The 24,561-nt window shown below is 43.0% G+C and carries 22 protein-coding genes and 4 pseudogenes; 20 read left to right on the forward strand and 6 right to left on the reverse strand.

Annotated features, from left to right (window positions below):
- Positions 1-159: 159 nt before the first annotated feature.
- Together ONZ52_RS12860 and ONZ52_RS12865 are read left to right on the forward strand one after the other, a co-directional pair.
- On the forward strand, positions 160-1,452 hold the full coding sequence (locus tag ONZ52_RS12860) for a TRAP transporter large permease (protein ID WP_265219045.1): 1,293 nt from the start codon (positions 160-162) through the stop codon (positions 1,450-1,452).
- Between the two features lie 69 nt (positions 1,453-1,521).
- Positions 1,522-2,562 carry a GlxA family transcriptional regulator gene (locus ONZ52_RS12865; protein WP_265219046.1) on the forward strand — a complete coding sequence of 347 codons (1,041 nt, stop codon included), beginning with the start codon at positions 1,522-1,524 and terminating at the stop codon, positions 2,560-2,562.
- Positions 2,563-2,720: 158 nt separating this feature from the next.
- On the opposite strand, the gene ONZ52_RS12870 is transcribed toward ONZ52_RS12865, so the two are convergent.
- Positions 2,721-3,452 carry a tellurite resistance TerB family protein gene (locus ONZ52_RS12870; protein ID WP_265219047.1) on the reverse strand — a complete coding sequence of 244 codons (732 nt, stop codon included), beginning with the start codon at positions 3,450-3,452 and terminating at the stop codon, positions 2,721-2,723.
- Between the two features lie 144 nt (positions 3,453-3,596).
- Here ONZ52_RS12870 and ONZ52_RS12875 point away from each other — a divergent pair, with 144 nt between their 5' ends.
- From ONZ52_RS12875 to ONZ52_RS12885, 3 genes are all read left to right on the forward strand, one after another.
- The gene (locus tag ONZ52_RS12875; RefSeq protein ID WP_265219048.1) at positions 3,597-3,929 is read left to right on the forward strand and encodes a DUF1294 domain-containing protein; all 333 of its coding nucleotides are present in this window, start codon (positions 3,597-3,599) and stop codon (positions 3,927-3,929) included.
- A 142-nt stretch (positions 3,930-4,071) separates the two neighbouring features.
- Positions 4,072-4,953 (forward strand): diguanylate cyclase domain-containing protein, encoded by an 882-nt coding sequence (locus ONZ52_RS12880; RefSeq protein WP_265219049.1) that lies wholly within the window; start codon positions 4,072-4,074, stop codon positions 4,951-4,953.
- Positions 4,954-5,223: 270 nt separating this feature from the next.
- Entirely contained in the window at positions 5,224-6,222 is a 999-nt protein-coding gene (locus ONZ52_RS12885; protein ID WP_265219050.1) for a branched-chain amino acid aminotransferase, read from the forward strand.
- A gap of 75 nt (positions 6,223-6,297) precedes the next feature.
- Here ONZ52_RS12885 and ONZ52_RS12890 read toward each other — a convergent pair whose 3' ends face one another.
- On the reverse strand, positions 6,298-6,849 hold the full coding sequence (locus ONZ52_RS12890; protein WP_265219051.1) for a hypothetical protein: 552 nt from the start codon (positions 6,847-6,849) through the stop codon (positions 6,298-6,300).
- Between the two features lie 211 nt (positions 6,850-7,060).
- Here ONZ52_RS12890 and ONZ52_RS12895 point away from each other — a divergent pair, with 211 nt between their 5' ends.
- Positions 7,061-7,339 (forward strand): hypothetical protein, encoded by a 279-nt coding sequence (locus tag ONZ52_RS12895; RefSeq protein WP_265219052.1) that lies wholly within the window; start codon positions 7,061-7,063, stop codon positions 7,337-7,339.
- A gap of 81 nt (positions 7,340-7,420) precedes the next feature.
- Here the strand turns inward: ONZ52_RS12895 and ONZ52_RS12900 are convergent, their stop codons facing one another.
- On the reverse strand, positions 7,421-7,927 hold the full coding sequence (locus ONZ52_RS12900; RefSeq protein ID WP_265219053.1) for a CpxP family protein: 507 nt from the start codon (positions 7,925-7,927) through the stop codon (positions 7,421-7,423).
- Positions 7,928-8,178: 251 nt separating this feature from the next.
- Between ONZ52_RS12900 and ONZ52_RS12905 the strand changes: the two genes are divergently transcribed.
- The 3 genes from ONZ52_RS12905 to ONZ52_RS12915 all read left to right on the forward strand — a co-directional run bounded on the left by ONZ52_RS12905 (position 8,179) and on the right by ONZ52_RS12915 (position 10,793).
- Positions 8,179-8,865, forward strand: coding sequence for a response regulator (locus ONZ52_RS12905; RefSeq protein ID WP_265219054.1), 687 nt, complete (start codon positions 8,179-8,181; stop codon positions 8,863-8,865).
- Entirely contained in the window at positions 8,865-10,244 is a 1,380-nt protein-coding gene (gene cpxA, locus ONZ52_RS12910; protein WP_265219055.1) for an envelope stress sensor histidine kinase CpxA, read from the forward strand. Before ONZ52_RS12905 ends, cpxA begins: the two co-directional genes overlap by 1 nt.
- Positions 10,245-10,571: 327 nt before the next feature.
- On the forward strand, positions 10,572-10,793 hold the full coding sequence (locus ONZ52_RS12915; protein ID WP_111606961.1) for a hypothetical protein: 222 nt from the start codon (positions 10,572-10,574) through the stop codon (positions 10,791-10,793).
- A 19-nt stretch (positions 10,794-10,812) separates the two neighbouring features.
- On the opposite strand, the gene ONZ52_RS12920 is transcribed toward ONZ52_RS12915, so the two are convergent.
- The 3 genes from ONZ52_RS12920 to ONZ52_RS12930 all read right to left on the reverse strand — a co-directional run bounded on the left by ONZ52_RS12920 (position 10,813) and on the right by ONZ52_RS12930 (position 14,100).
- Positions 10,813-11,556 (reverse strand): class I SAM-dependent DNA methyltransferase, encoded by a 744-nt coding sequence (locus ONZ52_RS12920; protein WP_265219057.1) that lies wholly within the window; start codon positions 11,554-11,556, stop codon positions 10,813-10,815.
- Between the two features lie 199 nt (positions 11,557-11,755).
- Positions 11,756-13,048: an NCS2 family permease gene (locus tag ONZ52_RS12925; protein ID WP_265219414.1), complete on the reverse strand. Its 1,293-nt coding sequence runs from the start codon at positions 13,046-13,048 to the stop codon at positions 11,756-11,758.
- Between the two features lie 191 nt (positions 13,049-13,239).
- Positions 13,240-14,100, reverse strand: a complete 861-nt coding sequence (locus tag ONZ52_RS12930; RefSeq protein WP_265219058.1) for a TraB/GumN family protein — start codon at positions 14,098-14,100, stop codon at positions 13,240-13,242.
- A gap of 197 nt (positions 14,101-14,297) precedes the next feature.
- On the opposite strand from ONZ52_RS12930, the gene ONZ52_RS12935 reads away from it, so the two are divergent.
- From ONZ52_RS12935 to ONZ52_RS12990, 11 genes and pseudogenes are all read left to right on the forward strand, one after another.
- Positions 14,298-14,822, forward strand: coding sequence for an RNA methyltransferase (locus ONZ52_RS12935; protein WP_265219060.1), 525 nt, complete (start codon positions 14,298-14,300; stop codon positions 14,820-14,822).
- Between the two features lie 226 nt (positions 14,823-15,048).
- Positions 15,049-15,213, forward strand: coding sequence for a hypothetical protein (locus ONZ52_RS12940; RefSeq protein ID WP_265219062.1), 165 nt, complete (start codon positions 15,049-15,051; stop codon positions 15,211-15,213).
- 14 nt (positions 15,214-15,227) lie between these two features.
- Positions 15,228-15,806, forward strand: coding sequence for a DUF481 domain-containing protein (locus tag ONZ52_RS12945; RefSeq protein WP_265219415.1), 579 nt, complete (start codon positions 15,228-15,230; stop codon positions 15,804-15,806).
- 72 nt (positions 15,807-15,878) lie between these two features.
- Positions 15,879-16,906: pseudogene (locus ONZ52_RS24730) on the forward strand (CobW family GTP-binding protein).
- A 209-nt stretch (positions 16,907-17,115) separates the two neighbouring features.
- Positions 17,116-18,923: pseudogene (locus ONZ52_RS12960) on the forward strand (acyl-CoA dehydrogenase C-terminal domain-containing protein).
- A gap of 93 nt (positions 18,924-19,016) precedes the next feature.
- Positions 19,017-19,331: an SCP2 sterol-binding domain-containing protein gene (locus ONZ52_RS12965; RefSeq protein ID WP_265219063.1), complete on the forward strand. Its 315-nt coding sequence runs from the start codon at positions 19,017-19,019 to the stop codon at positions 19,329-19,331.
- Between the two features lie 142 nt (positions 19,332-19,473).
- Positions 19,474-21,139, forward strand: a pseudogene (locus ONZ52_RS12970) (AMP-binding protein).
- 32 nt (positions 21,140-21,171) lie between these two features.
- Positions 21,172-21,732 (forward strand): DUF2889 domain-containing protein, encoded by a 561-nt coding sequence (locus ONZ52_RS12975; RefSeq protein ID WP_265219064.1) that lies wholly within the window; start codon positions 21,172-21,174, stop codon positions 21,730-21,732.
- Positions 21,732-22,484, forward strand: coding sequence for an enoyl-CoA hydratase-related protein (locus ONZ52_RS12980; protein WP_265219065.1), 753 nt, complete (start codon positions 21,732-21,734; stop codon positions 22,482-22,484). The genes ONZ52_RS12975 and ONZ52_RS12980 overlap by 1 nt, the downstream gene beginning before the upstream one ends.
- A gap of 312 nt (positions 22,485-22,796) precedes the next feature.
- Positions 22,797-23,550 (forward strand): annotated as a pseudogene (locus ONZ52_RS12985) (electron transfer flavoprotein subunit beta/FixA family protein).
- Entirely contained in the window at positions 23,547-24,476 is a 930-nt protein-coding gene (locus ONZ52_RS12990) for an electron transfer flavoprotein subunit alpha/FixB family protein (protein ID WP_265219067.1), read from the forward strand. The pseudogene ONZ52_RS12985 and the gene ONZ52_RS12990 overlap by 4 nt, the downstream one beginning before the upstream one ends.
- Positions 24,477-24,561 lie beyond the last annotated feature (85 nt).

Below are 24,561 nucleotides of genomic sequence, written 5' to 3' on the forward strand. Positions count from 1 at the left end.
TATCAAAAGTCCCAAACTACACCAGTGTTTAAACTTCCTTGGTATCTATCACAAAGCAGTTTGTTTGTTGGTAGTGTTGCGCTAGTTTTTTATCTGATTCGTGACTTTGTCAAAGACTACCAGAAATTTATTAACGCTTAATAACGCTTGGGGAAAATTATGGGTGCTCTATTAGCCATAGCCGCGGTAATTGTATTAATGATGATCGGCGTTCCGGTTGTTTATTCGTTTGCTGCAATGACACTTGTTTTATCGATTGTGTATGATGTTGATGTCTCATCTCTCATGACAACCGGCTTTTGGTCGGTAAATTCTATTATTCTTTTGGCGTTACCTTTGTTTGTTATGACAGGCTATTTGATGCAGGCTGGTGGTATGGCCTCTCGTTTGGTGCATTTTGTTGAGTCTTTGGTTGGAAAGTCTAGAACGGGGATGGGATCCTCTATGGTCGTGGCATGTGGCGTATTTGGTGCCATTTCTGGTACGGCTTCTGCTGCAGTCGCATCCATTGGAACGATTATGATCGATCCAATGGAGAAACATGGTTATAAGCGAGAATACACAAGTGCATTATTGGGGATTTCTTCTTTATTAGGTTTGTTAATTCCACCAAGCCTTACGATGATTCTATATGCGGTTGTGACTCGCCAATCTGTTGCTGCCTGCTTTTTAGCAACCATTGGCCCGGGTATTTTACTGATCATTTTATTGTGTTTTTTAAACTGGATCAAAATGCGAAATGCACCAGGTGAGGCGGTGACATTAACCTTTAGAGAGCGTTCTGAATTAATCAATAAAAGTTTTTGGAAGGCTATACCGGCTTTGATGCTACCTGTGATTATTTTGGGAGGCATTTATGGCGGTGTTTTTACGCCAACTGAAGCGGCAGCAATTGCTGTGGTATATGCTATTCCTGTTGGCTTGTTTGTGTATCGTGAATTGAGCTTGAAAACATTAGTTAAGTGCTTGGTTAGTGCAGCGGCAACTACTGGTGTGATCATGGTTATTTTGTTGTTCTCGTTTGTTTCGAGCCGCATTTTAACATTTGAACGTGTACCACAAGAGTTGACGGAATTTATGATGGACGTGTTTCAAAATAAATTGTTGATCCTATTAATCGTAAATGTTTTCTTGATATTGCTCGGCATGATTATGGATGATGTGAGTGTGGTGGCGATAATTAGTCCCTTATTGCTTCCAGTTATGGTGAGTATTGGTGTTGATCCAATACAGTTTGCCGCCATCGTTGGTACTAGTGTGGTAATTGGCTGTAATAGTCCTCCTATGGCCCCCATCTTATTTATGACCTGTCGGATTGGTAAGGTTGGCATGAGTCAAGTAATGAAACCTGCCTTGTTTTTTATGTTTTTTGCTGCCTTGCCAGTGATGCTGGTAACAACATATTGGCCACCTTTAGCGCTATATCTTCCTAAATTATTCGGGTATTTATAATATTAGCTACGCCCATGTTTTTGTTTTATATAAATAAAATCTGGGCGTAATAGTTTATGGAGGGTCACGATGAGTCAATTAAGTAGTCGCCGCTTTTGTAGCAGTTTAGAAAAAAGTCATTATTATCATTTGGGTGGTCAAAAGGCGAAATTGAATAGGGTACGAGTTGGTTTTTTGTTGTTAGATCACTTTTCTATGGCTAACTTTACTGTTGCTGTAGATGTTTTGGTGACAAGCAATTTGATTCATGAAAATCAAGCGTTTGAGTACATTACAATTGGCTTAGATAAGCCAATTGTAAAAAGCGACTTAGGAATTGAAATCAATACAACATTACTCCTATCGGAAGAAAAGAACGATGAATTACTGTCATTAGATATTGTGATAATTTGCGGTGGATTCCGTAGTGATTTGAGTTACTCCCAGCGTATTGTTAAATTTATCCGACAACAACACTCAAAAGGTGCTTATTTAATCGGCTTGTGGAATGGTAGCGTTTTTTTTGCTCAGGCGGGTTTGGTTGACCATCAGAGCATTGCTATTCATCCAGATAATCATCCTTTTATAAAAGAATGTTTTAAGACTGTGTCGGTCTCTCCGGATTCATATGCTATTTATGAAAACTGTTTAAGCAGTACAGGAGTAATTAGTACATTGCGTTTATTGCTGCACGTATTAGAACTTCTACACGGTGAGTCGTTGGCAAAAGCGGTTGGTGAAATCCTACATTTTGAGCAATTAAAAAATGTTCAGAGTGCTTCGATAGTTAAGCCAAAGCGGGAGAGTGTGTCTTCAGAAGTATTAGAAAACATCTTGATACTGATGGAAAACAATATAGAGGAACCATTAAGTATGCAGGAATTGGTGAAATATGCTCAGCTTTCTCGAAGGAAGATTGAGCGCTTATTTCAGCAGTACTTGAATACAAGTCCTGTACGATATTACATTGAATTGAGAGTTGGATACGCAAAATGCTTGCTACAACAAACCCAAAAATCCATAACTGAGATTGCTTTAGCTAGTGGCTTTGTCAGTGCTAGTCATTTTAGTCGTTGTTATAAAAGCTACTTTGGAGTGTCTCCAATTCAATTTCGTAACTTATTGGCATGAGGGAAGTCGTACTTACAAAACTACAGCCGCATTTGTTCGTATTGCCAAGGGTTCTCTGACATCAGATGAGGCAATGATACAATGACAAGAAATTTTAGAAAGTACACCTTCTCAATTATCGTTGCCCATTGAAAAAATTGAAATTAACTCTTTTATTCTTAAGGCGTTTGCATGTAGCTCACTTCATATTCAATGTTTTGACGCAGTTCAGTGGGTAGGCGTAAGGCGTCTCCGAGACGATCTAGGTAGCGTCGTTCTTCTTCTGTGTCGATATCCACTGCGAGCATGGAGACGAGGTAAATTTCTGTGGCTTGTTCTTCGCTTTCCGATAGGCGTGCGATGGTAATCGGGTCGCTGGTGGCGCTCAGTTGTTCGATTAAGAATGTTTGCTCTTCTTTTGTAATGCCGAGGTCGCTGATTTGTTGTTCGATGCGTGCGCGTTCGGTTGCATCGATATGCCCATCCGCCTTGGCTGCGCTGATCATGGCGCGTATAAGGATCAGATGTATATTTTTGGTGGGTTTGTTTGTGTCTTCTTCTGCGAGGTCGAAGATGCTACCAGCAGGCACGGTGGGTAAGACATTGGAATTTGAGTGCACGTTATGATGCTGAGTTGCCTGTGACGTGTGTGCTGAGTCTTGGCTTGCTTTGTGATCACGCCACGCTTTGTACGCCATTCCGCCGATGGCTGCCATGCCACCATATTTAATCGCTTTGCCACCCATTTTTCGGGCTTTTTTGTTGGTCAGTAGCATCGCTGCCAATCCGCCTGCCGCGGCACCGCCCATCAAGCCACCTGGCATAGAGCCTGATTTTGCTTTAGTGACGGCCTTGTCAATGCCCGAGCCTGCGTTGCCCATAATGCTGTTTAACAATGAGTTAATATTCACAATCGAAAACCTCTTGTTGATATATCTATTCTTTATTCAGACCCAAGAAGCTCGGCAGAGTTCATTTTTCATCGATTGTGCTGCGCCTATTAAGAGCAGTGCTGTCAGCGTGGTAGGAAGTGCGTGCTTGAGAAGCGTGCTAAAATGCCTCTTTTAAGTTGTCGAATGGTGTTTATGTCATTGGAATACCTTGTGTTATTGAGTGGTTATGGTTTGTTGAGTCTGATTACTTTTTGCTTTTATGGTGTCGATAAGTCCGCAGCCAGGCGAGGAAGGCAAAGAGTTCGAGAGTCGACTCTGCATGTTTTGTCGTTAATAGGTGGTTGGCCTGGCGCTTTTTTAGGGCAGAAAGTATTTCGTCATAAAACAAAGAAGTTGCGCTTTATGGTGGTATTTTGGGCGACGATGATAGCGAATATTTTTATGTTGGGGGTTTTTAGCCTTTTTGGTTTTTTCTCTTGTTCTTATTTTGTCTAATCTCGTTATGTTATGTAGTTATCATAGGTTTTTTATCCAAACACCATGGATAATAAGCATTTAGGTAAGCTACGCTTTATTTAAGCTGGCTTTCAGTGTCACCATTATGTTGCCATTTTTTTATGTTTGGGCGTATCCGTTTATGAATAACAATGAACTTGCAATTAGTCTTGCTGATTTGATGGAGCTGATGTTAGACGCTGTTTGCGTTGTTGATCGTTCTGGCCATTTTGTGTTTGTCAGTGCAGCGTTTGAGAATATGTTCGGTTATGCGCCGCAGGAAGTGATAGGTAAGCCCATGGTAGATTTTGTTTACCATGAAGATAGGGGGAAAACACTGAATACGGTCGATCATATCCTAGCTGGTGTGCCATCACCGCGTTTTGAAAATCGTTGGGTAAGGAAAGACGGTAAAGTGGTTTATGTGTTGTGGTCAGCTCGCTGGTCTGAAGAGCATCAAGTAAGAATTGCGGTGGCGCACGATATCACGGAGCGTAAGGAAATGGAGGCTCAGCTTCTTTATGCTGCGGGCCATGATGATTTGACGGATTTGCCTAATCGAACCTTGCTGCTAGATCGCTTACAGGCTGCTTTGGCGTTGGCTGACAGAGAAAGAGAGGGCTTGTCTGTTCTGTTTGTTGATATCGATGGCTTTAAAGAAATTAATGACAATTATGGTCATGCGGTGGGGGATGTGTTGTTGCAAAAAATCGCTCAGCGGTTGGTTGATTGTGTGCGTAAATCGGATACGGTTGGACGTTTGGGGGGGGATGAGTTTTTGATTATTATGAATAAGACTAAGTCGACGGAGTCTGTTTTAGCGGTGGCAGAGAAGATTCGCGCTAAGTTGGCTCAAGTCTTTGTGGCCGACGGTTTGTCATTGCAAGTGTTCGCTAGTATCGGTGTGGCGTGTTATCCAGAGTGCGGCAAAGATTCTCTGGAGGTTGTTCAGGCCGCTGACCATGCGATGTATAAGGCAAAAAACAGTGGTGGTGATAAGGTAATTTTAGCGTCTTCTTGGTGATTTCTACATTCGGTTATTGAAGCCCATCTTGGCGAGAAGGTAATATCTTCTTGTATCTCGTCACACTTCTGTCAGTCTATTTTCTGGTTCAAATTGGCAAATATACTGGAAATACACAGTCAGTTTGATCCGTGGTTTACGATTTGCTTTCTTCAAGCGGTTTTCCGTTTTACTATCGGGTAATTGGGCGATAAGCAAATTTTAGAGTCCTTATAATGTCAGTCTGGTGGCTGATGTTGCGGTAATCATTTAATTATATAGGAAACAATAATGGCGGCTTTTGGTAGCGTGTTTATGCCTAAGATGGCATTGGCAACATTCGAAAATAATCAATGGAGTGAAGCAAGTATTGTTGCGTCGGATAGTATTCAACTACATCCAGGTGCGCATGTTTTGCATTACTCAAGTACGTGTTTTGAAGGTTTGAAGGCGTTTCGTCATGCTGATGGCAGCGTACATGTGTTTCGTATGGACCAGAACATTAAACGTTTAGCACAAAGTAGCCGTCTATTGTCTTTGCCTGTTATCGATGAAGCGCAAGTGTCTAAAATGATTCTCGATGCGGTTGCTGAATTTGCGACAGATGTGCCTGAGCCACCAGGGTCTATGTATATTCGTCCTACTCACATTGGCACTGAGGCTGCGGTTGGTAAAGCCGCGGCGCCAACGTTGACGTCTATGCTGTATGTTTTGTTATCGCCAGTAGGGGACTACTTCACTGGTGGTGCTAAAGCACTTCGTCTTCTATTGGATGAAACCGGCATGCGTTGTGCTCCTCACATGGGGATGATCAAAAGTGGTGGGAACTACGCGAGTGCTTTGGGGCCAATTTCTAGAGCCAAAGCAGAGGTTCAGGCTGATCAAATTTTGTTCTGTCCTAATGGTGATGTTCAAGAAACGGGTGCGGCAAACTTTTTGTTGATCGATGGTAACGAGATTATTACCAAAGGCTTGGATTCTACCTTCCTACATGGTGTGACACGTTCTTCGATCCTAACGCTTGCTGCGGATTTAGGTATGACAGTGACCGAGCGTGATTTGACGGTGGCTGAATTGCTTGAGCGTTCGGCGAAGCCTCAAGTAGAAGCGGTTTTGTCTGGTACCGCTGCGGTATTAACCTCTGTTGGTACCTTTATTCATAATGACAAAGAATACAAAGTTGGTAGCGGTGAGCCTGGACCTATTGCTCAGAAACTGCGTCAAGCATTGAATGATATTCAGTGGGGTAAAGCGGAAGACAAACATAACTGGCTAACCAAAGTCTGCTAAGTTATTAGAGTGCCTCTACTAATGGAAAAAACGGATTAACTTGTGTTAATCCGTTTTTTTTTGTGTTTCTTCGTATTATAAGCTGAGTCTTAGTGAAGCAAACATCGCATTTTGGTCGTTGTTGTTTATTTCAGCGACGTCGTAGTTGGCGGCAATGGAAAAGTTTCTCGTGACGTAGAATCTAAGACCCAAAGCGAAACTAGAATCGGTTTCTGAAAAAACGTCGTCGTATTTGAGTTTTCCTTCCACTTCTAAGCGATCTGCTATAGAGCTACGTAGTCCAGCCGTGAACCTGTAGCCTGTTTCATCATCACTATTATTGTTCCAATCAATATCAACGAATTGTAATATGCCAAACAAGCTAGACGCTCCTCCAATAGGTGTGTATACACCAGCACCAATAGCCATTAAATCAATAGAACCGTATTCTGTTGATTCTGCAGCAATAAAGGCTCCCTTGCCAAACTCAAAGGCACCGGAGAGAGAAGAGAAATCGTCGTTTGCAACGGTGTAATCTGGGTCTATGCTGCCAAACCCATAGTCTATGTATGTGAATGTGTCAGCTTGAGCTGTCATCGATAAGGTGAATGCGGTAGCGGCTAGGCTTGAAAGTAGTATTTTTTTCATTTCTTTCTCCATTTATTCGATAAGAGAAATTCGTTGTTGAAACGAATTTGCACATTTTAGTCCCTCTATGCCATCGGCGGTTGCTGTGCAAAGTTTAGTCGTATTAAAGGGAGTATTTTCTAATAAAACCTTATTTTTGTTTAACTTAATGATATAAAAGGTATTCTTTTTTTAAACACAATATGAATTTACACTGTGAAGGCGATTGCTGATGAAAAAAATGCTAACCAAGCTTTGCTCTCCGATACTAGGAATGTTTGAATCCGAGGAGGGAGAATACGATTATAAACCATCGCATCGAACCATTTTAATTGTCTTGGGAGGGCTTTGTTTGCTGATCGCAAGTGTTTCCTTGATCATGACGCTAAAGACTGGTGAGGTGGCTGGTTTTATACCGATTATGCTATTTTTTCTAACGGGCTTGGTGTGTGAAGTGGTTGGCTGGTTAGGCAGTGATAGAGCGGTGGCAAGAATTTGGAAACGCCGTTAAATGAGCGCTGTATCTTGCTAAGATTTTTGCCGTGTTGAGTTCGAAAAAAGCGACCTTCTGGTCGCTTTTTTGATTTTTGTATTAGTTTCGATCTTTACCGTGGTGGCGCGGCATGTCGTCAGCGCAGTCTTCCATACGTTCTTTTTGCAGTTCAATGAATTTTGCTTTTTGTTCAGGGGTTAAGATACTGAGCATTTTATGCTGTTTGCTCAACATATCTACTTGGCGCTCTACCTGTTTATTTGCCATTTCTTGAGCCAATGCTGTGGCTTTTGCAGGGTCGAATTTGTCAGCCAAAAGTAAGTCGTTTAGTTTGTCAAAATGCGCATCACGCATTGCGTCATCTGCCTGTGGTTTGTCTTTAAATCTTTCTTTCATTGCTTCTTTGTTGGCCTGACGAAGTTCTTTGAATTGTTCTTTCTGGCTATCGGAAAGGTTCAATTCTTGCATCATTTCGCGGTCTAAGCCTGGTCGGCATTCGTCACCAGGCCCATGATGGTCTTTTCCGCCGTAGGCAAATGCGCTACTTGTACTTAATATGAGTGGTAGAACAACAGAAGCTAAAATTAATTTTTTTACCGTTTTCATATTTTCTTCCTTTTATCGGGTATGAGACTTTGATATGTAATTAACAATGCGCTTTTTGCGCATGGGAGTAGAATACAGATTGCTAGGTAAAGAGACGTATTACGAAAGTAAAGTAGGGTAAAGGCAGCATCACTTTGTTTTTTTCGACGTAAAATATCGTCATAGCATGGAGAGTGATTGGCGATTCAAGGCGTATGCGCTCCTTATGTCTCATTGCTTTGCAGGAACCGTTTTTTATATAGGAAAAATGAATGCCACACATTTTGATAATTGATGATGATGTTGAATTAAGCGATTTACTAAAAGAAGTGCTGTCGTTTGAAAACTGTACCGTCTGTACGGCTTACGATGGCGTGGCGGGCTTGGAGTTGATGGATCGCCGTGTTGATTTGGTTTTGCTTGATGTCATGATGCCTAAATTAAACGGTTTTGAAACCTTGAAGCAGTTGCGTGAAAAGTGGGATGTGCCTGTTTTAATGTTGACGGCAAAAGGAGATGAGATTGATCGTGTGGTGGGTCTTGAGCTGGGCGCTGATGATTATTTACCAAAGCCGTTTAGTGAGCGTGAACTGCTGGCAAGGATTCGCGCTATTTTGCGTCGAACTCAAAACAATAAGGAGCCATTGCAAAGTGATGCGATTGTGTATCGCGATATTACGCTGTATCCCGGTAAGCTAGAGGCGTATTGCAATGCTCATTTATTGGATTTGACCAGCACCGAGTTTGCTTTGTTGCATTATTTTTTACTTCATCCTGGCCAAGTATTAACCAAAGAAATGTTAAGCCTTGATGTGCTGGGTAAGCGCTTGGCGGCATTTGATCGAGCCATTGACATGCATGTATCGAATTTGCGTAAAAAGCTACCTGATTGGCCAAATGGTAAACCGAGAATCAAAACCTTGCGCGGGCGTGGTTATTTATTGGTGGAGGGGGATTGATGCGTTTGCCAAAGATCACCAGTTTGTATGGTCGTATTTTTGCGATTTTTTGGTTTACTATCTTTTTGGTGATTTTGGCCGTTTTAGCCTTACCGCATTTTGATCCTCGCAAGAGTAGGGACATCGCGCCGCCGCATTATGAGCAGATGTTGGAGATAAGAAATCGAGTAGAACACGCTTTTTCGTCTGTTCCGGATTTAGCTGTGGTTTTGGAGCATTTAGAGGGACGTTCGCACCGAGGCCCTGGGCCTGATGATAGGTTACGGCTTTTTATTACGGATCGTGATGGCAATATTCAAACCTCAGACCGACGTCCTGATTTTATTTTTAAAGCGTTGCGGAATTTTGTGACCACCATCGATAACCCTCAAAATCCTCAGCAGAAACTCTACGGTAAGACGATGATTTCGGGGCCGCTGCCGATTCGTTTAGCCAATGGTGACTATTATCTTTATATCGGTACTCGATGGAGTGAGCCGCCACATTTTTTATTGCAACTGTTCGATCACCCATTGCGTTTGTTGCTCGCGGTAATGCTGGTGAGTACGCCCTTATTACTCTGGTTGGCTTGGGCCTTAAGTCAGCCTGCTCGTCGATTGGAAAAGGCGGCTCAGCGAGTCGCGCAAGGGATTTTTGAAATTGATCCTGAGTTGGAAAGAGGCACCTCAGAGTTTCGTCAAGCCGGAGCCAGTTTTAACCAAATGGTGGAGGCGGTGAATGTGATGATTTCCCGTCAGCAGCGTTTATTATCGGATATTTCCCATGAGTTGCGTTCCCCTTTGACGCGCCTACGGATGGCGCAAGCGTTAGCCAGAAGAAAGATGGGAGAAAGTCCAGATTTAGCGCGCATAGACATTGAGGCTCAGCGTCTGGAGCAAATGATTGGTAAATTGCTCGAATTGTCGAGTGTACAGGTAGACAGTCATCTTAATCGAGAAGTACAGCCGTTTTCGAGCTTGTGTGAAGCGCTACTAGCAGACTGTCAATTTGAAGCGGAGCAAATGGGCAAGACCCTCTCGGTATCTGAGATTCCTGATCGAATGATAACGTGCCACCCTCAACTGCTGATGAGCGCGCTGGAGAATATTGTTCGTAATGCCATTTATTATGGCAATCAGCAAATTCGAGTCGCTTTGACCGTTGACTCCAATCGTTTGGTTATTCGAGTGGAAGACGATGGTGAAGGCGTTCCAGAAGATGAGTTGGACTCTATCTTTCGACCTTTTTACCGTGTTTCAACGGCGCGGGATCGGCACAGTGGTGGGGCTGGGTTGGGGTTAGCCATTGCCGAAAATGCGATTCGTCAGCATAACGGCACTGTTCGAGCGGCGCGCAGTGAGCTTGGCGGTTTATTGGTTGAAATCATTTTGCCATTGTGAAATTGCGTCCAAATAGAGTGGCGTAATGGAGGAATTTTCAGATTATTTGCTTTTTATGGAAAGGATTAGTGGACAAAGCCATGGATTCAGCTCATATTGGTGTGGTACGTCGTGCTTAGAGAAGGCACGGCTTAGTCTTTTCGTTTGCGCATATGGATACGAAACCGTATTCGAGGCGAATTCTGAATTTCTTCAAGTACTCTGCCCATTACTTATCCTAAAAGTAACATATAAATCTGCTCTTCTGCTTTTATTTGAAATGACGCTTTAATTTAGTAATAAGAACGAAGGGGGAGTCACGTAATTTTTTTACATCATAGGAACCATATGATAAATAGCGCTAAAGAGTTTGTACTACAACGTATTTGTGTGTTTGCTAGCCAAGTGTTCGATCCTAATTCAGATTCACAGGTTGTGAATATACTAAAAAGTAAATTCAATATACGTTTACCGCAAAGACGTTCAATGAACGAGTCTTTATCTTCTACCGTTAGTGACCATGAAATCATTGCCTTGATATTAAAATATCGCTCTATGAACGAATCTTAAGATCGTCACTTGCCTGCTTTTATTTTTTTACGCACAAAAAAATAGCGTTGCCTGATTGTTTGTTCCATGCAATGATTTTGTCGTGTTCATGCTCAAAAACATGAACGTCAAAATAGGGCGTTAATAATTCTTGTAACTGGTTAAAGTTCAACGCCACCATAGGATGTTCGTCAGACCAGACCTGTTTTTTTTCAGCGTTTGTTTTTTCTATGCTTAGCTTGAGCGTTTGTGTCTCCCCTTCGCCACTGTAGTGCCAAGAGGATGCAAAAGAAAACTGGCTGTCTCCCTCTACAACGCTGTGTTTTGCCGATATAGCATTATTTATCTGGTCCTTATCGACAGCGTTAAAGCAAAATACACCACCGACGTTAAGGGCTTTATGAACGCTTTCGATACAGTTTGTTAAACGTCCAATATCGCCGCTGTAATGAATTGAGTACAAAAAACAGGTAATGAAGTCATAGGGAATGGCCACGTTAAATTCACACATGTTACCTAATTCGAATTGCGCCTGAGGGCAACGTTGCTTAGCAATATCGAGCATGGGCTGATTAATGTCCAATCCGCTGCATTGATAGTTTTCTTGACTAAGATAGTGAATGTGAGGGCCAGTGCCACACGCCAAATCCAAATGCCGTTTCCCGCCGTTGCCGAAAATTTGATGAAGACGATGGGCGTTATTGCTTTGAGCGTGATAATTAATATCGGCACACATTAAATCGTAGTAACCAGATAAGTCCGTATAGAGCGCATTGTCAGACATGTTTGCTTCGCTTGGCGGGTAAAAAAAGATGGCGAATCATATAGTAGATACAGTTATACGACTACTGTATTCAGTCGTGCTTTATTGAAAATAGAGGGTAACTGGAGTTTTGCTTCTTAGAGGAGGGTAAAAAAGGGGAGAGTAAAAAAACAGAAGTAAAGTGAGACTTTACTTCTGTTTGTTGGTTTTTCCGCTCTTGTTAAACGAAAATAAAGAATTTGGCAATAAACAAGGCTGCTAAAATATAGACAGCAAGACTGACTTTTTTACCTTGACCAGACAATAGTTTGATAACAGCGTAGCTGATAAAAGACAACGCGATGCCATCTGCTATGGAGTAGGTAAGCGGCATAGTGAATGCTGCAATGAGTACCGGTGCGGCTTCGGTAATATCGTCCCAATCCACATGAGCGAGACTGCTTGTCATCAAAACCGCCACGTACATAAGTGCACCAGCTGTTGCATACGCAGGAATGGAGCCAGCTAACGGTGCAAAGAAAAGGCTTAATAAAAATAACAAGGCTACTACGACAGCTGTTAATCCTGTGCGTCCGCCTGCAGCAACGCCAGAGGCACTTTCGATATAGCTGGTGGTTGATGAAGTACCCAAGGCTGCACCAACAACAGTGGCACTTGAATCAGCAAGCAGCGCTTTTTTCAAACGTGGTAAGTTACCGTCTTTGTCTAATAACTTACCACGTTGACCCACACCAATCAGTGTTCCAGATGTATCGAATAGATCCACAAAGAAAAAGGCAAAAATCACGCTTAGCATACTGATTTGGAAGGCACCTTCAATGTCCATGGCAAGAAAGGTCGGTGCAATGGACGGTGGTGCAGACACCAAACCACCAAATTCATTTTGACCGAATAGCATAGAGAGAACAGTGACCAGTAGTATGCCAATCATAACGGCACCGGTGACGTTTAGATAAGACAAGGCACAGATCACGAAGAAACCAAGCAAGCCATAGATGGCTGAAGGTGATGATAGGTCTCCTAAGGACACCATTGTCGCTGGATTTTTAACAATGATGCCCGAGTTTTGTAGCGCGATCATGGCAAGGAAAAGACCAATGCCCGCCGCAATCCCTAGCTTTAAAGATGACGGGATGGCGTTAATAACCCATTCGCGGATGCGAAAGATACTGATAAAGATGAATAGAATACCAGATAAAAACACCGCCCCTAGAGCTTGTTCCCAGGAATAGCCCATGCCTAGGACAACACCGTAGGTGAAAAAAGCGTTTAAGCCCATACCAGGCGCTAGTGCGATTGGGTAATTGGCATAAAGGCCCATTATCAAGCAGCCAATCGCGGCGGCAAGACAGGTGGCAACAAATACCGCGCCTTGATCCATGCCAGCTTGTGCCAGTATTGAAGGGTTAACAAAGATGATATAAGCCATGGTCAGGAAGGTGGTGATACCACCAACGACTTCATTACGTACCGACGTGTTATGAGCTTTAAGTTGAAAATAACGTTCGAGCATAGGGGAGCCTTTTGCTAGTGGGCCGACGATATTCATTTTATTGTGAGTCCACATGCTAGAATGAAAGCTCACAATACAATGCGCCGAGTAAGTTTTGTCACTGATCATTTGGTCAGTTAACTATTTCGGCGCCAAGTATAAAAAATTCGTGGTGATTTGGGGAGAAAAATTGCAATAAATAATCGTTTTCTTTAAAGCTTGGTGACTTGATAACCGTTAGCTTTGAGTTTTTCTAATAAACTGTCAGGGCCAGCAAGGTGCATAGCGCCTACCATGATAAATTCAACACCAGAGTTTTCTAACATCTGCTCAATTTGGGGGAGCCAAAGATTGTTACGATTAACCAATAGCGACTGATAGACTTCTGGATAATCTTTTTTGAAATCTTTTAATTCTATGTCTGCCATGGCCTCCATATCACCGCTGCGCCAGCTTTGTCTTAGCTTTTCCATGTTGTTCGGCATGTCTTTTATGTCTGTTAGGGCATAATTGATAACATCGTCACTGTCTTTTGTATTAACATCACTGAGTATCTCAACCTGTTTTTCAGGTTCTTCAAGCCAGCCACTTGGCTTTTTATCCTGCTTCGCTTTTTCAGCGTAAAAATAATCCACGCCCTCACTGGTAAATCCTAGATGTTTGAGTTCAATCATACTGAGAGAAATCGCTAAGGCGCTGGGTTTTAAATTTTGTACAGCGGTAAAGGGAATTTGTCGAGCATCGAGGTAAATCTTTAATGACTGGTAGGTGTCAGGAGAGATGATTTTATCAATGGTGGTGCCGTCAGAATAAGAGAGTTCTTTTTTCATTTGCTGCTTAAAAGCATGATTATTAATGACGTCCATATTGGTTTCAAATACAACTTTATCTGCCGCTTGATAGGCTTTTTCGTATGCTAAGGGCAAGGGATAATCTTGCGGGGTTAATAAATGAATGGTACCGCCAATGTAGATGGTATTGGTGCCAGAGGTGACTTTCCAAACAGATGCCGCTTGTGTTTCAAAAGTCGCAGCGGCTAGCAGGGTTAAACCAAGTTTTTTAAGGCGGTTCATAGTTGTCCTAAATAGGGTCGAGATGCTTTTAATTCCTTCAGTGTACTCATCTTATTGGTCAGCGGAAGGGATCGGCGGTGGATGTATTTGTTTTTTCTTATTTTTTGCTCAGCTTATAACAGTGTTCTAGCGTCTTATCAGTGCTTAAATAATGCTATTATCCTGATTCTTTTCCTTGTGAGTGATGTGAGTCTGTAATGAAAAAAGAATGCATTTCTATTGGTTTAATCAACCCTAAAAGCGCATCCAACGTAGGGGCTGTGATGCGAGCTGCGGGTTGTTATCAGGCTGATCAAGTACTGTACTCTGGCCATCGTTATGACCGGGCTGTAAAAATGTCCACGGATACTAAAAAAGTCAGCGCAACCATTCCATTAATAAATATAGAGTCATTGGGAGTGGATACCTTAATTGACGCTGTGACTCCAGATACAAAGATTGTCTGTGTCGATTTGATTCAAGGAGCAACACCGTTACCTGCTTTTTCGCATCCAGATAATGCCCTCTATATATTCGGTCCTGAAGACGGAACGATTGACCAAAAACTGGTAGATAGAGCTGATTTTGTTGTGTTCGTTCCAACAATTGGCTGTATGAATCTTGCTGCATCCGTCAATGTCTTGTTGTATGACAGATTGGCAAAATCCGCCCGTGCTTTAGCAGGCGATGACCTCATTTATCAGAGTAAAGATGTAAATAATAACGTTAAAGTGCGTGTTTGAGTTGTTGTGTAAGGCTTCCTTCCTTTTTATCTATTACTTTTCATATAGTTAACGGAATTTTGACTGTGATATTTCGAGATCAATGTAAGAATGGCTCTAAGCCTGATGGTCATTAAGGAAGGGGGACTAGTATTGGCATTGTGTTAGTTTTCCGTTTTTTGTATCCCCCCTTTTTCCTTTTAGCCACTTCGGAGTTTGTTTGATGAGATAAAAGGAAGACATTCCAATGAAACCGCTTCTGCTATCGATATTGACCGGTTTGGCTTGTTCAGTTTCATCGCTTCATGCGGTCGAGCCTGAGCAGTTAGAAGTACCTTTAGAGCCACTAAGTGCCGAGGTTGAGCTTGGTGTGATTGCGACAACAGGAAATACGGAGAGATCTCAGCCTTAAAAGGGAAGGCCGTTATTAAACAAGATTTTAGAGAGTGGAAAAATAAATACCAGTTAGACGCTTTGTACAAGCGCAACACTTACGAGGGAAAGGATGAGGCGACGGCTCAAAGGGTTTTTTTGTCGGCGCAAAGTGATTATAAACTAAGCCCTGAGAACTCGTCTGTCTTTGTTTTTGGGTCTTACACTGACGATCGTTTTAGTGGCTATGAATACCAGAATACCATTGCGGTTGGTTATTCAAAAAGGTTGTTCGCTAATCAAGATTCATTCTTAGACTACAACATAGGCCCTGGTTATTCCTTTAATCGAACAGACGAAGGGGCGTTGGATGATACCGTCATTGTGCATTTGCAAGTAGAGTACGAATACAACTTTAGTCCAGAGGTGAAATTCACTCAAACATTGGGCAGTGATGTCGCGTTAGAGAGTAATAAAAATACCATTTCAAAATCAGAATCGGCCATTACGTCAAAATTAAGAGACAATCTGAGTATGAAGGCCTCGTATAATATGACCCACAACAGTGAAGCGTTGGATTTGAAGGCAAAAACAGACACGACGACTAGCATTACCATGATCTATTCATTTTAATAGAACGGATTGTTTTTATGCCTTTAAGCTGTCATGTTTGACACTTTTGTTATGTATTGAGCATGTATTCTTATGCGTTATCAAGGGATAAAAGTTACGTTAATTACGGGGTTTTTAGGGGCGGGTAAAACGACCTTAATTCGGCAGCTGTTAACACAAGCGCCTCCTCATGAACGTTGGGCTGTGCTGGTGAACGAGTTTGGTGATATTGGCCTTGATGGCGCCTTCTATGCAGATCTAGGTGTGGCGATTCGTGAGGTGCCGGTGGGTGTGTTTGCTGTACCACGTCGGCTGCATTCCAGTTGGGTTTGAATCAATTAATTCGTCAACATAACCCTGATCGCATTTTTATAGAGCCTTCGGGCCTTGGTCACCCGCAACAAATCATTGCTAAATTACGCAGTGATTCATATCAAGACGTTTTGCTATTCACGGGGGCATTTTGTGTGCTGGATGCTCGACATTTAAAAGACGAACGTTATACAAAACACGACATTTTTCATGACCAGATCGAGTCAGCTGATGGTATTGTTTTTAGTCATGTGGATCGTTATCAGCAAGAAGATATACAGCGTTTAAAAGCTCGTTTTGGGCCGATTTCACTGACATCAAAGCCGGCTCTTTACCTGTCTGATCCTATGCATCTTGATCTTGATGCCTTGGATATAGGTTTGGCTGATTTATCGCATCCAGACTCTATATCGGTTGCTCATAATATCTCTAATTCAGCGTCTGCACAAAAACACCAACATGAACACGAGCATGAACAAGGATCCGGTGAAAATCGTTATTGGTATTATCAAAAAAAGCAGGATTCGATGCAGGTCTTGGGTTGGAAGTGGCCGAAAGAAGAACGGTTTGACAAAGAAGAGGTGATGAAAAGTATCAAATCAATGGCCAATTTGCAGGGCGTTTATCGAATCAAAGGCGTATTTGTCATGCACTTGGGAGACGCGCTTTTTGTCAATGTATCGCGGGGGGAGATCACCTTATCGGCATCCCCTTGGTGCGAATCAAGCCGTTTGGAAATCATAGGTAGCGAAGAAGGGACATGGCCATTTTTTTGTAAGGAGACGCTGTCAATTGCGAGTCATTCTTAGTGTCAGGGAATTTATGCACTCGTAGAGAGTATTTTTAAAATCGGTTGCTTGATGGTCTAGTTTCACTGGAAAAAATCACATCTTGGTCTATTTTGTCATTAACTTTGGCATCTTTTGTTATTGAGAGAAAGCCTCTGATAGAGGAACCTTTCTGATATTAAAGGTTCCTATGAAACATATGGAATAAAAACAATAAGAGGTCACAAGTCATGCCAGAATATAAAGCGCCCTTGCGCGACATCAAGTTCGTAACGGAAGAAGTACTCGATCTTCATGGACACTACGCTAAGTTGCCAGGTGCCGAAGAAGCCACACCAGACATGGTAGCGGCTATTCTAGAAGAAGGCGCCAAATTTGCTGAGCGTGTCCTCTCTCCTCTAAACCGTATTGGCGACCAACAGGGTTGTCAGTTCAAAGATGGCGTGGTCACAACGCCAGATGGTTTCAAAGAAGCTTATAAGCAATATGTGGAGGGTGGCTGGCCATCCTTATCGCATCCTGAAGACATGGGTGGACAAGGTTTACCCGATTCATTGGGTATGTTGGTTACTGAAATGATTGCCACGTCTAACTGGTCATGGGGAATGTACCCAGGCTTAAGTCATGGTGCCATGAACACCATTGAATTACATGGAACGGATGAGCAAAAGCAAACCTATTTGACCAAGTTGGTGTCCGGTGAGTGGACGGGGACCATGTGTCTCACCGAGTCTCCATTGTGGTACCGACCTAGGTATGTTGAAAACGAAGGCTGAGCCGCAGGCGGATGGCAGTTACGCCGTGACTGGGACGAAGATCTTTATCTCTGCAGGCGAACACGATATGGCGGATAACATTGTTCACATCGTATTGGCTCGTTTGCCAGATGCACCTGCGGGTACCAAAGGTATCTCATTGTTTATTGTGCCTAAGCACAACGTTAATAGCGGTGGCGAAATCGCTGACCGAAATCAAGTTTCTTGCGGGTCCATTGAGCACAAAATGGGCATTCATGGTAATGCGACTTGTGTGATGAATTTTGATGGCGCGAAAGGTTTTCTTATTGGAGAGCCAAACCGTGGTTTAAACTGCATGTTTACTTTTATGAACGCTGCTCGTTTGGGGACCGCATTGCAAGGTTTAGCGCACGCTGAATGGGCATTACAAAATTCTGTGGCGTATGCAAAAGACCGTTTGCAGATGCGTGCCTTATCTGGGCCTAAAGCACCTGACAAAGCCGCTGACCCTATTATAGTGCATCCAGATGTTCGCCGTATGTTATTGACTCAAAAAGCGTTTGCTGAAGGTGGACGAGTCTCTAATTCATTATTGTTCTATGCTGGTTGATACCATGAAGCGAGGTACCGCAGAAGAAAAAGCAGAAGCAGATGAATTAATGTCGTTGCTGACTCCGATTGCTAAAGCTTTTTTAACAGAGACAGGTTTTGAAGCGGCAAACCAAGGGTTACAAGTGTTTGGTGGTCATGGTTTTATCGCAGAGTGGGGGATGGAGCAAAACGTACGAGATTGCCGTATTTCTATGTTGTATGAGGGTACAACGGGCATTCAGGCGCTGGATTTACTAGGACGAAAAGTATTGATGACCCAAGGCGCCACATTACGACGCTTTACCAAAATCATTCATAAGTTCTGTAAAGAGCACAAGGGTGATAAGCGCCTTAAATCTTATATCACCGTTCTCGATAAATTGAATGGTGAGTGGGGCGATGTGACGATGAAAATTGGTATGAAAGCGATGCGCAATAAAGATGAAGTCGGTGCGGCGTCGGTGGATTACTTGATGTTCTCAGGCTATGTTGTTTTAGCGTACTTCTGGGCGCGTATGGCCGTCACGGCGCAAGCCAAATTAGATGCAGGCACAGATGAAGTGGGCTTCTATACCGCCAAATTACAGACAGCTACCTTTTATTATGAGCGTTTGTTGCCACGTACGCATGCCCATGTTGAGGCGATGTTGTCAGGCGCTGATAACTTATTGGCAATGGACGAAGAAAACTTCGTTTTCTTAAATGCATAATATGTAGCAAATTACGCCTCGCTCAGCTTTGCTTCAGTAGGAAGTTGGCTGAGCGAGACTCAATATTTTTGACGGGTTGAAAAGGGGAATATGATGAGCGAAGCAAAAGCAGTATTTGAATCTATGTTAGGTCGATTTGATGCCGATGAAGCCGATGACATGGAGGCGACATTTCAATTTGACTTAGACGATGCGGACAGCTATCACTTAACTATCGCGGATGGCGAATGTGAAATGGGAGAAGGGGAACATGATGATCCTACGGTGACTCTAAGTATGGATTTAGATACCCTAAAAGCTGTCATGAGTGGTGAACTAGACGGTATGGCGGCTTTTATGCAAGGTAAAATTAGAGCCGATGGTGACATTATGTTAGCAACCAAGTTGACGCAAATCTTTCCTATTTAGGTTTGATTGGATGCGCTTGAATGCTCTGAAGCTCAACGGCAGTTTGCACAGTTGAGCTTTTGCGTTTACTTATTCTCCTAAATAAAAAAAACAAATGGAGCGTTTATTATGTCAATGGATACTACTCGTCATAGCACGGCCGATGTTGGAAAAGTACACTGGAAGTTACTTGCCAACGTCGCTTAATCCTAATGGCTATCAGTCGTTAACGGATGTCCTTGCTGCGGCTGTCAGCAAATATGCTGACCTACCTGCTTTTACGAGCGTTGGTAGAACATTAACGTATCGTGAGTTGAATGAAAAATCCGATCAGTTTGCCGCATATCTTCAACACGAAACGGATTTGATGCCTGGGGATCGCATTGCGATTCAATTGCCTAACGTAATTCAATATCCAGTCGTTCTTTTTGGAGCGATGAAAGCAGGGCTGATCGTGGTGAATACGAACCCTTTGTATACTCCAAAGGAGCTTGAACACCAATTTAATGATTCTGGCGTTAAAGCCTTGGTCGTGTTTGCAAACATGGCACATAACGTCGAAAAAATCTTAGCCAAAACCTCGATCAAACATGTCATTATTACTGAAATTGCTGATTTTCACTCGCCGTTAAAACGTTTGTTGGTCAACTCAGTTGTTAAATATGTTAAAAAAATGGTGCCAGCGTACCATCTTCCTAATGCGCTTGCGTTAAATGACGTACTGGCAAAAGGTAAAGATAAGCAGGTTGCTAAAGTCGCTTGTAAACCAGAGCAAATTGCGGTGTTGCAATATACTGGAGGGACGACAGGCGTTGCTAAGGGCGCCATGCTGACGCATGCTAATTTGATCGCTAATATGAACCAATTAAGCTCGCGTTTAAGTTCGATTGTTGAGCCTAAAGTTGAGGCTCTATATTGCACCGCTTCCGCTGTACCATATCTATGCCTTCTTAATCCATGGTTTGACATTGTTAGAAAATGGAGCGCACAGCGTATTAATCCCAAATCCACGAGACTTGCCCGGTTTTATTAAAGAACTAAAAAAATGGCCATTTACAGGCTTTGTTGGTTTAAATACTTTGTTTGTCGGGCTTTGTAATAAAGCCGATTTTCGTGCGTTGGATTTTTCACACTTAAAACTTACCTGTTCAGGCGGTATGCCGCTCACCCATGCGGCAGCCGATGAATGGCAAAAAGTGACTGGATGCAAAGTGGTAGAAGGGTATGGTTTAACAGAAACCTCTCCTGTTGTGTCTTTTAATCCTATTGGTAAAGAACGTATTGGTACGATTGGTGTGCCAGTGGCTGAAACAGAAATCAAAATTCAAGATCAAAACGGTGAAGCATTACCGCAAGGAGAAGCGGGCATGCTGTGCGTGCGTGGTCCACAGGTGATGAAAGGCTATTGGAATCGCGAAGAAGCGACGCGCGATGTCATGACTGAGGATGGCTTTTTAATTACAGGTGACATTGCGGTGCAGCATCCAGATGGCTATTTGCAAATTGTGGATCGAGCTAAAGATATGATCATTGTCTCAGGTTTCAATGTGTACCCAACAGAAGTAGAAGATTGCCTTTCTTCTCACCCATCCATTCTTGAGTCGGCAGCGATTGGCGTGCCAGACGATAAAACGGGTGAAGCGGTTAAAGCTTTTGTGGTGTTAAGAGCCAATGTTGATTCATTGGACGAAAAAGCACTACGGGCATACTGTAAAGAGAACTTAGCTGCTTACAAAGTGCCTAAGTTTGTTGAAGTGCGTAAAGAGTTACCTAAGACGAACGTTGGGAAAGTGTTGCGTCGTGCCTTGCGTGAAGAAAAGCAAGTCTAAGGCTTGCTCAAATACAGGTCAGGAGGGCAATAATGACACAAATGAAGCGCAAGCTAATGCATAGACGTTGTATCGAATCCTATGGTTTTTTGCGCGAGGATGGACTGTGGGATATTGAAGCAACTATGCAGGATTTGAAGACTTACGATGTCAATCGTGAATTTGATGATAGCTTGGTCCCAGAGGGCAGTCCTTTTCACGACATTAGTGTGTGTTTGACATTGGATGACACCTTTTTAATCAAGGAGGTGTCGGTTTCCATGGAGGCTTTCCCTTTTCCAAACTGCGCAGGTGCGATGCCAAGCTTTTCTGTTTTAAAGGGCACACGCATTGGGCCTGGTTGGAATCGTTGGCTCAAGCAAACCTTTAGTGGAAAAGTGGGTTGTACTCATGTGTTGGAGTTGTTTCCCGTGATTGCAACGACTGCTTTTCAAACTATGTGGCAACCTCTAGGAGAGAAGTACCCACAGCACGTCCCTGAAGCCTTGATTAAATTAGTGAATTCTTGTCATGGCTGGTCTGAAGACGGGCCTATGGTGCGTAAATTGGTTGAGGAACAGGTGCTTGATTTACCATCAGAGGAGCGCCAGTAATGAGTGATTTTGTTACTGAAAGTATTGAGTCAGGTATACAAGTTTTGTGTTTGAACCGAACCGATAAAAAAAACGCCATTACCTTAGACATGTACCAAGCATTGACGAATGCATTGCGTAGCGCAGAACACAACGATCAAGTAAAAGTTACCTTGTTATATGGCCTTGGAGGGGATTTCTCTTCGGGGAATGATATTAATGAATTTGTACAAATCGCCCAAACACCTGAAAAAATGGAAGCGATTATGGCTTTCTTACAGGTATTGAGTAGCTATAAAAAACCCCTTATTGCAGGTGTGGAAGGTCGTGCGGTTGGTGTGGGGGCGACCATGCTGTTGCATTGTGATTTGGTACTGGCCTCCCGCGAAGCGCGGTTACAGTTTCCATTTGTGCAGTTAGGCTTGGTGCCAGAAGCCGCATCCAGTCATCTGTTGCCTCAGTTGGTTGGCTATCAAAAAGCTTTTGAAATACTTGTGTTAGGAGATGTGGTTGGTGCAACACAGGCCCATGAAATGAGGCTAGTAAATCACTTATGCGAAGAAGGAGAAGCCTACAAGTTGGCTTTATTCTATGCTCAAAGAATCGCCGCTTTACCTGTTGAAGCGGTGGCTTTAAGTAAAGATTTACTGAAATTTAGAGGGCAAAATGATGTGCAGATGGCATTGATGCGAGAAGGGCGTATTTTCAAGGATCGATTACGATCTACTGAGGCACATCAAGCCTTTGCCGCATTTTTATCGCGCAATAAATAAGTGGCGTGTAGCGTATGACAGAAAGCTTCACTTTTTAGTGGGGCTTTTTTTTATCTTAGGCGCTAGACTGAAAGATCTAGAGGAGGGAGGAAAATCAGTCTTTTTTGTTAGCTAAAAATATTGTGAGGTTTATGTCTGAATATTTTTGTCAGTTAACTGGCGCTTTTTTGTTATTGATGAAAAGCATTCCCAAACTACTATAGAGGGTAAGTAAAGCGTTCTATTGATAGGGAATGTTTGCATGATATGGATCTGGCAATATGGGTCAGTCTAATGCATGAAAGAAAGCTTAATAATAAATACGAGGGGCTTATGAAAATCTTAGTATCTGTAAAGCGAGTGATAGATTACAACGTCAAAGTTCGCGTCAAAGCCGATCATACGGCGGTCGATCTTACCAATGTCAAAATGTCCATGAACCCTTTTTGTGAAATCGCTGTGGAAGAGGCCATTCGTCTAAAAGAGAAAGGCGTCGCCTCTGACGTTGTGGTGGTCTCTGTGGGGTCGAAATCTTGCCAAGAAACCTTACGCACGGCATTGGCTTTGGGGGCTGACCGCGCGATTCAAGTAGAAACTGAAGACGGTTTAGACTCTTTATCGGTTGCCAAGTTAATTGCTAAGGTGGCCCAAGAAGAAGCCGCTGATTTAGTGATTATGGGTAAACAATCTATCGATTCGGATAATAATCAAACAGGCCAAATGCTGGCGGCTTTATTGGATTACCCGCAAGCAACGTTTGCCTCCGAAGTGGTGATTGAAAACGGTGAAGCGCAAGTAACTCGTGAAATTGACGGTGGTTTGCAGACATTGGCGATTACTTTACCTGCGGTGATTACTACGGATCTGCGTTTGAATGAACCACGTTTTGCTTCTTTGCCTAATATTATGAAAGCGAAGAAAAAGCCATTGGATGTCAAAACTCCTGCCGATCTTGGTATAGAAGTTGGCTCTAATGTCAGCATCGTATCGGTTACGCCTCCGCCACAACGTGCTGGTGGTATCAAAGTGGACTTCTGTAGCGGAATTGGTAGACAAACTTAAAAATGAAGCGAAGGTGGTGTCATGAGCATTTTAATCCTTGCCGAACACGATAATAAATCTTTAAAACCTGCGACATTAAATACCGTGACCGCAGCCACTCAGATTGGTGCCGATGTGCATTTATTGGTGGTTGGTTTCGAATGCCAAACCGTTGTTGAGCAAGCGTCGCAAGTGGCTGGTGTCAGTAAAGTATTGGTGGCTGATAATGCCGTTTATGAGCATCAATTGGCTGAAAATGTCTCCAAATTAGTCGTTGATATAGCCAGTGGCTACGGTCATATCTTAGCGCCTGCAACCACGACAGGGAAAAATACCTTGCCACGTGTGGCTGCGCTTTTAAACGTGGCGCAGTTGTCTGACGTTATTAAAGTCGAATCCGCAGACACCTTTGTTCGTCCAATTTACGCAGGTAACGCCATTGCTACGGTAAAAACTACGGATACGGTAAAAGTATTGACGGTTCGTTCAACCGGTTTTGATGCGGCAGCAAGCACAGGTGGCAACGCTGAGCGTGAAGTACTTTCGCAAGTGATTGCCTCTGATCGCAGTCGCTTTGTGAAGGAACAGCTAGCCGAATCTGACCGACCTGAATTGACGGCCGCCAGTGTGATTATTTCAGGTGGTCGTGGTATGGGGAATGGTGAAAACTTCAAATTATTGGAAGGCGTCGCAGACAAACTTGGCGCTGCCATTGGTGCATCACGTGCTGCTGTGGATGCTGGTTTTGTACCTAACGATTTACAAGTTGGCCAAACAGGTAAAACCGTTGCGCCGGATCTTTATATTGCCGTTGGTATATCTGGTGCGATTCAGCATTTGGCGGGCATGAAAGATTCCAAGGTGATTGTTGCCATCAACAAAGACGAAGACGCGCCCATTTTTCAAGTAGCGGATTATGGCTTAGTAGCGGATTTGTTTGATGCTGTGCCTGAGCTTGAAAAAAGCTTGTGATTTTTAGAAAACAGTCAGTTTAGCTGAGTCATCTTACGTCTAAACTGCCTTTAAACACCGGATGACGGTGAACGAAAATACCATC

This window comes from Marinomonas rhodophyticola, assembly GCF_026113935.1.
GTDB lineage: Bacteria > Pseudomonadota > Gammaproteobacteria > Pseudomonadales > Marinomonadaceae > Marinomonas > Marinomonas rhodophyticola.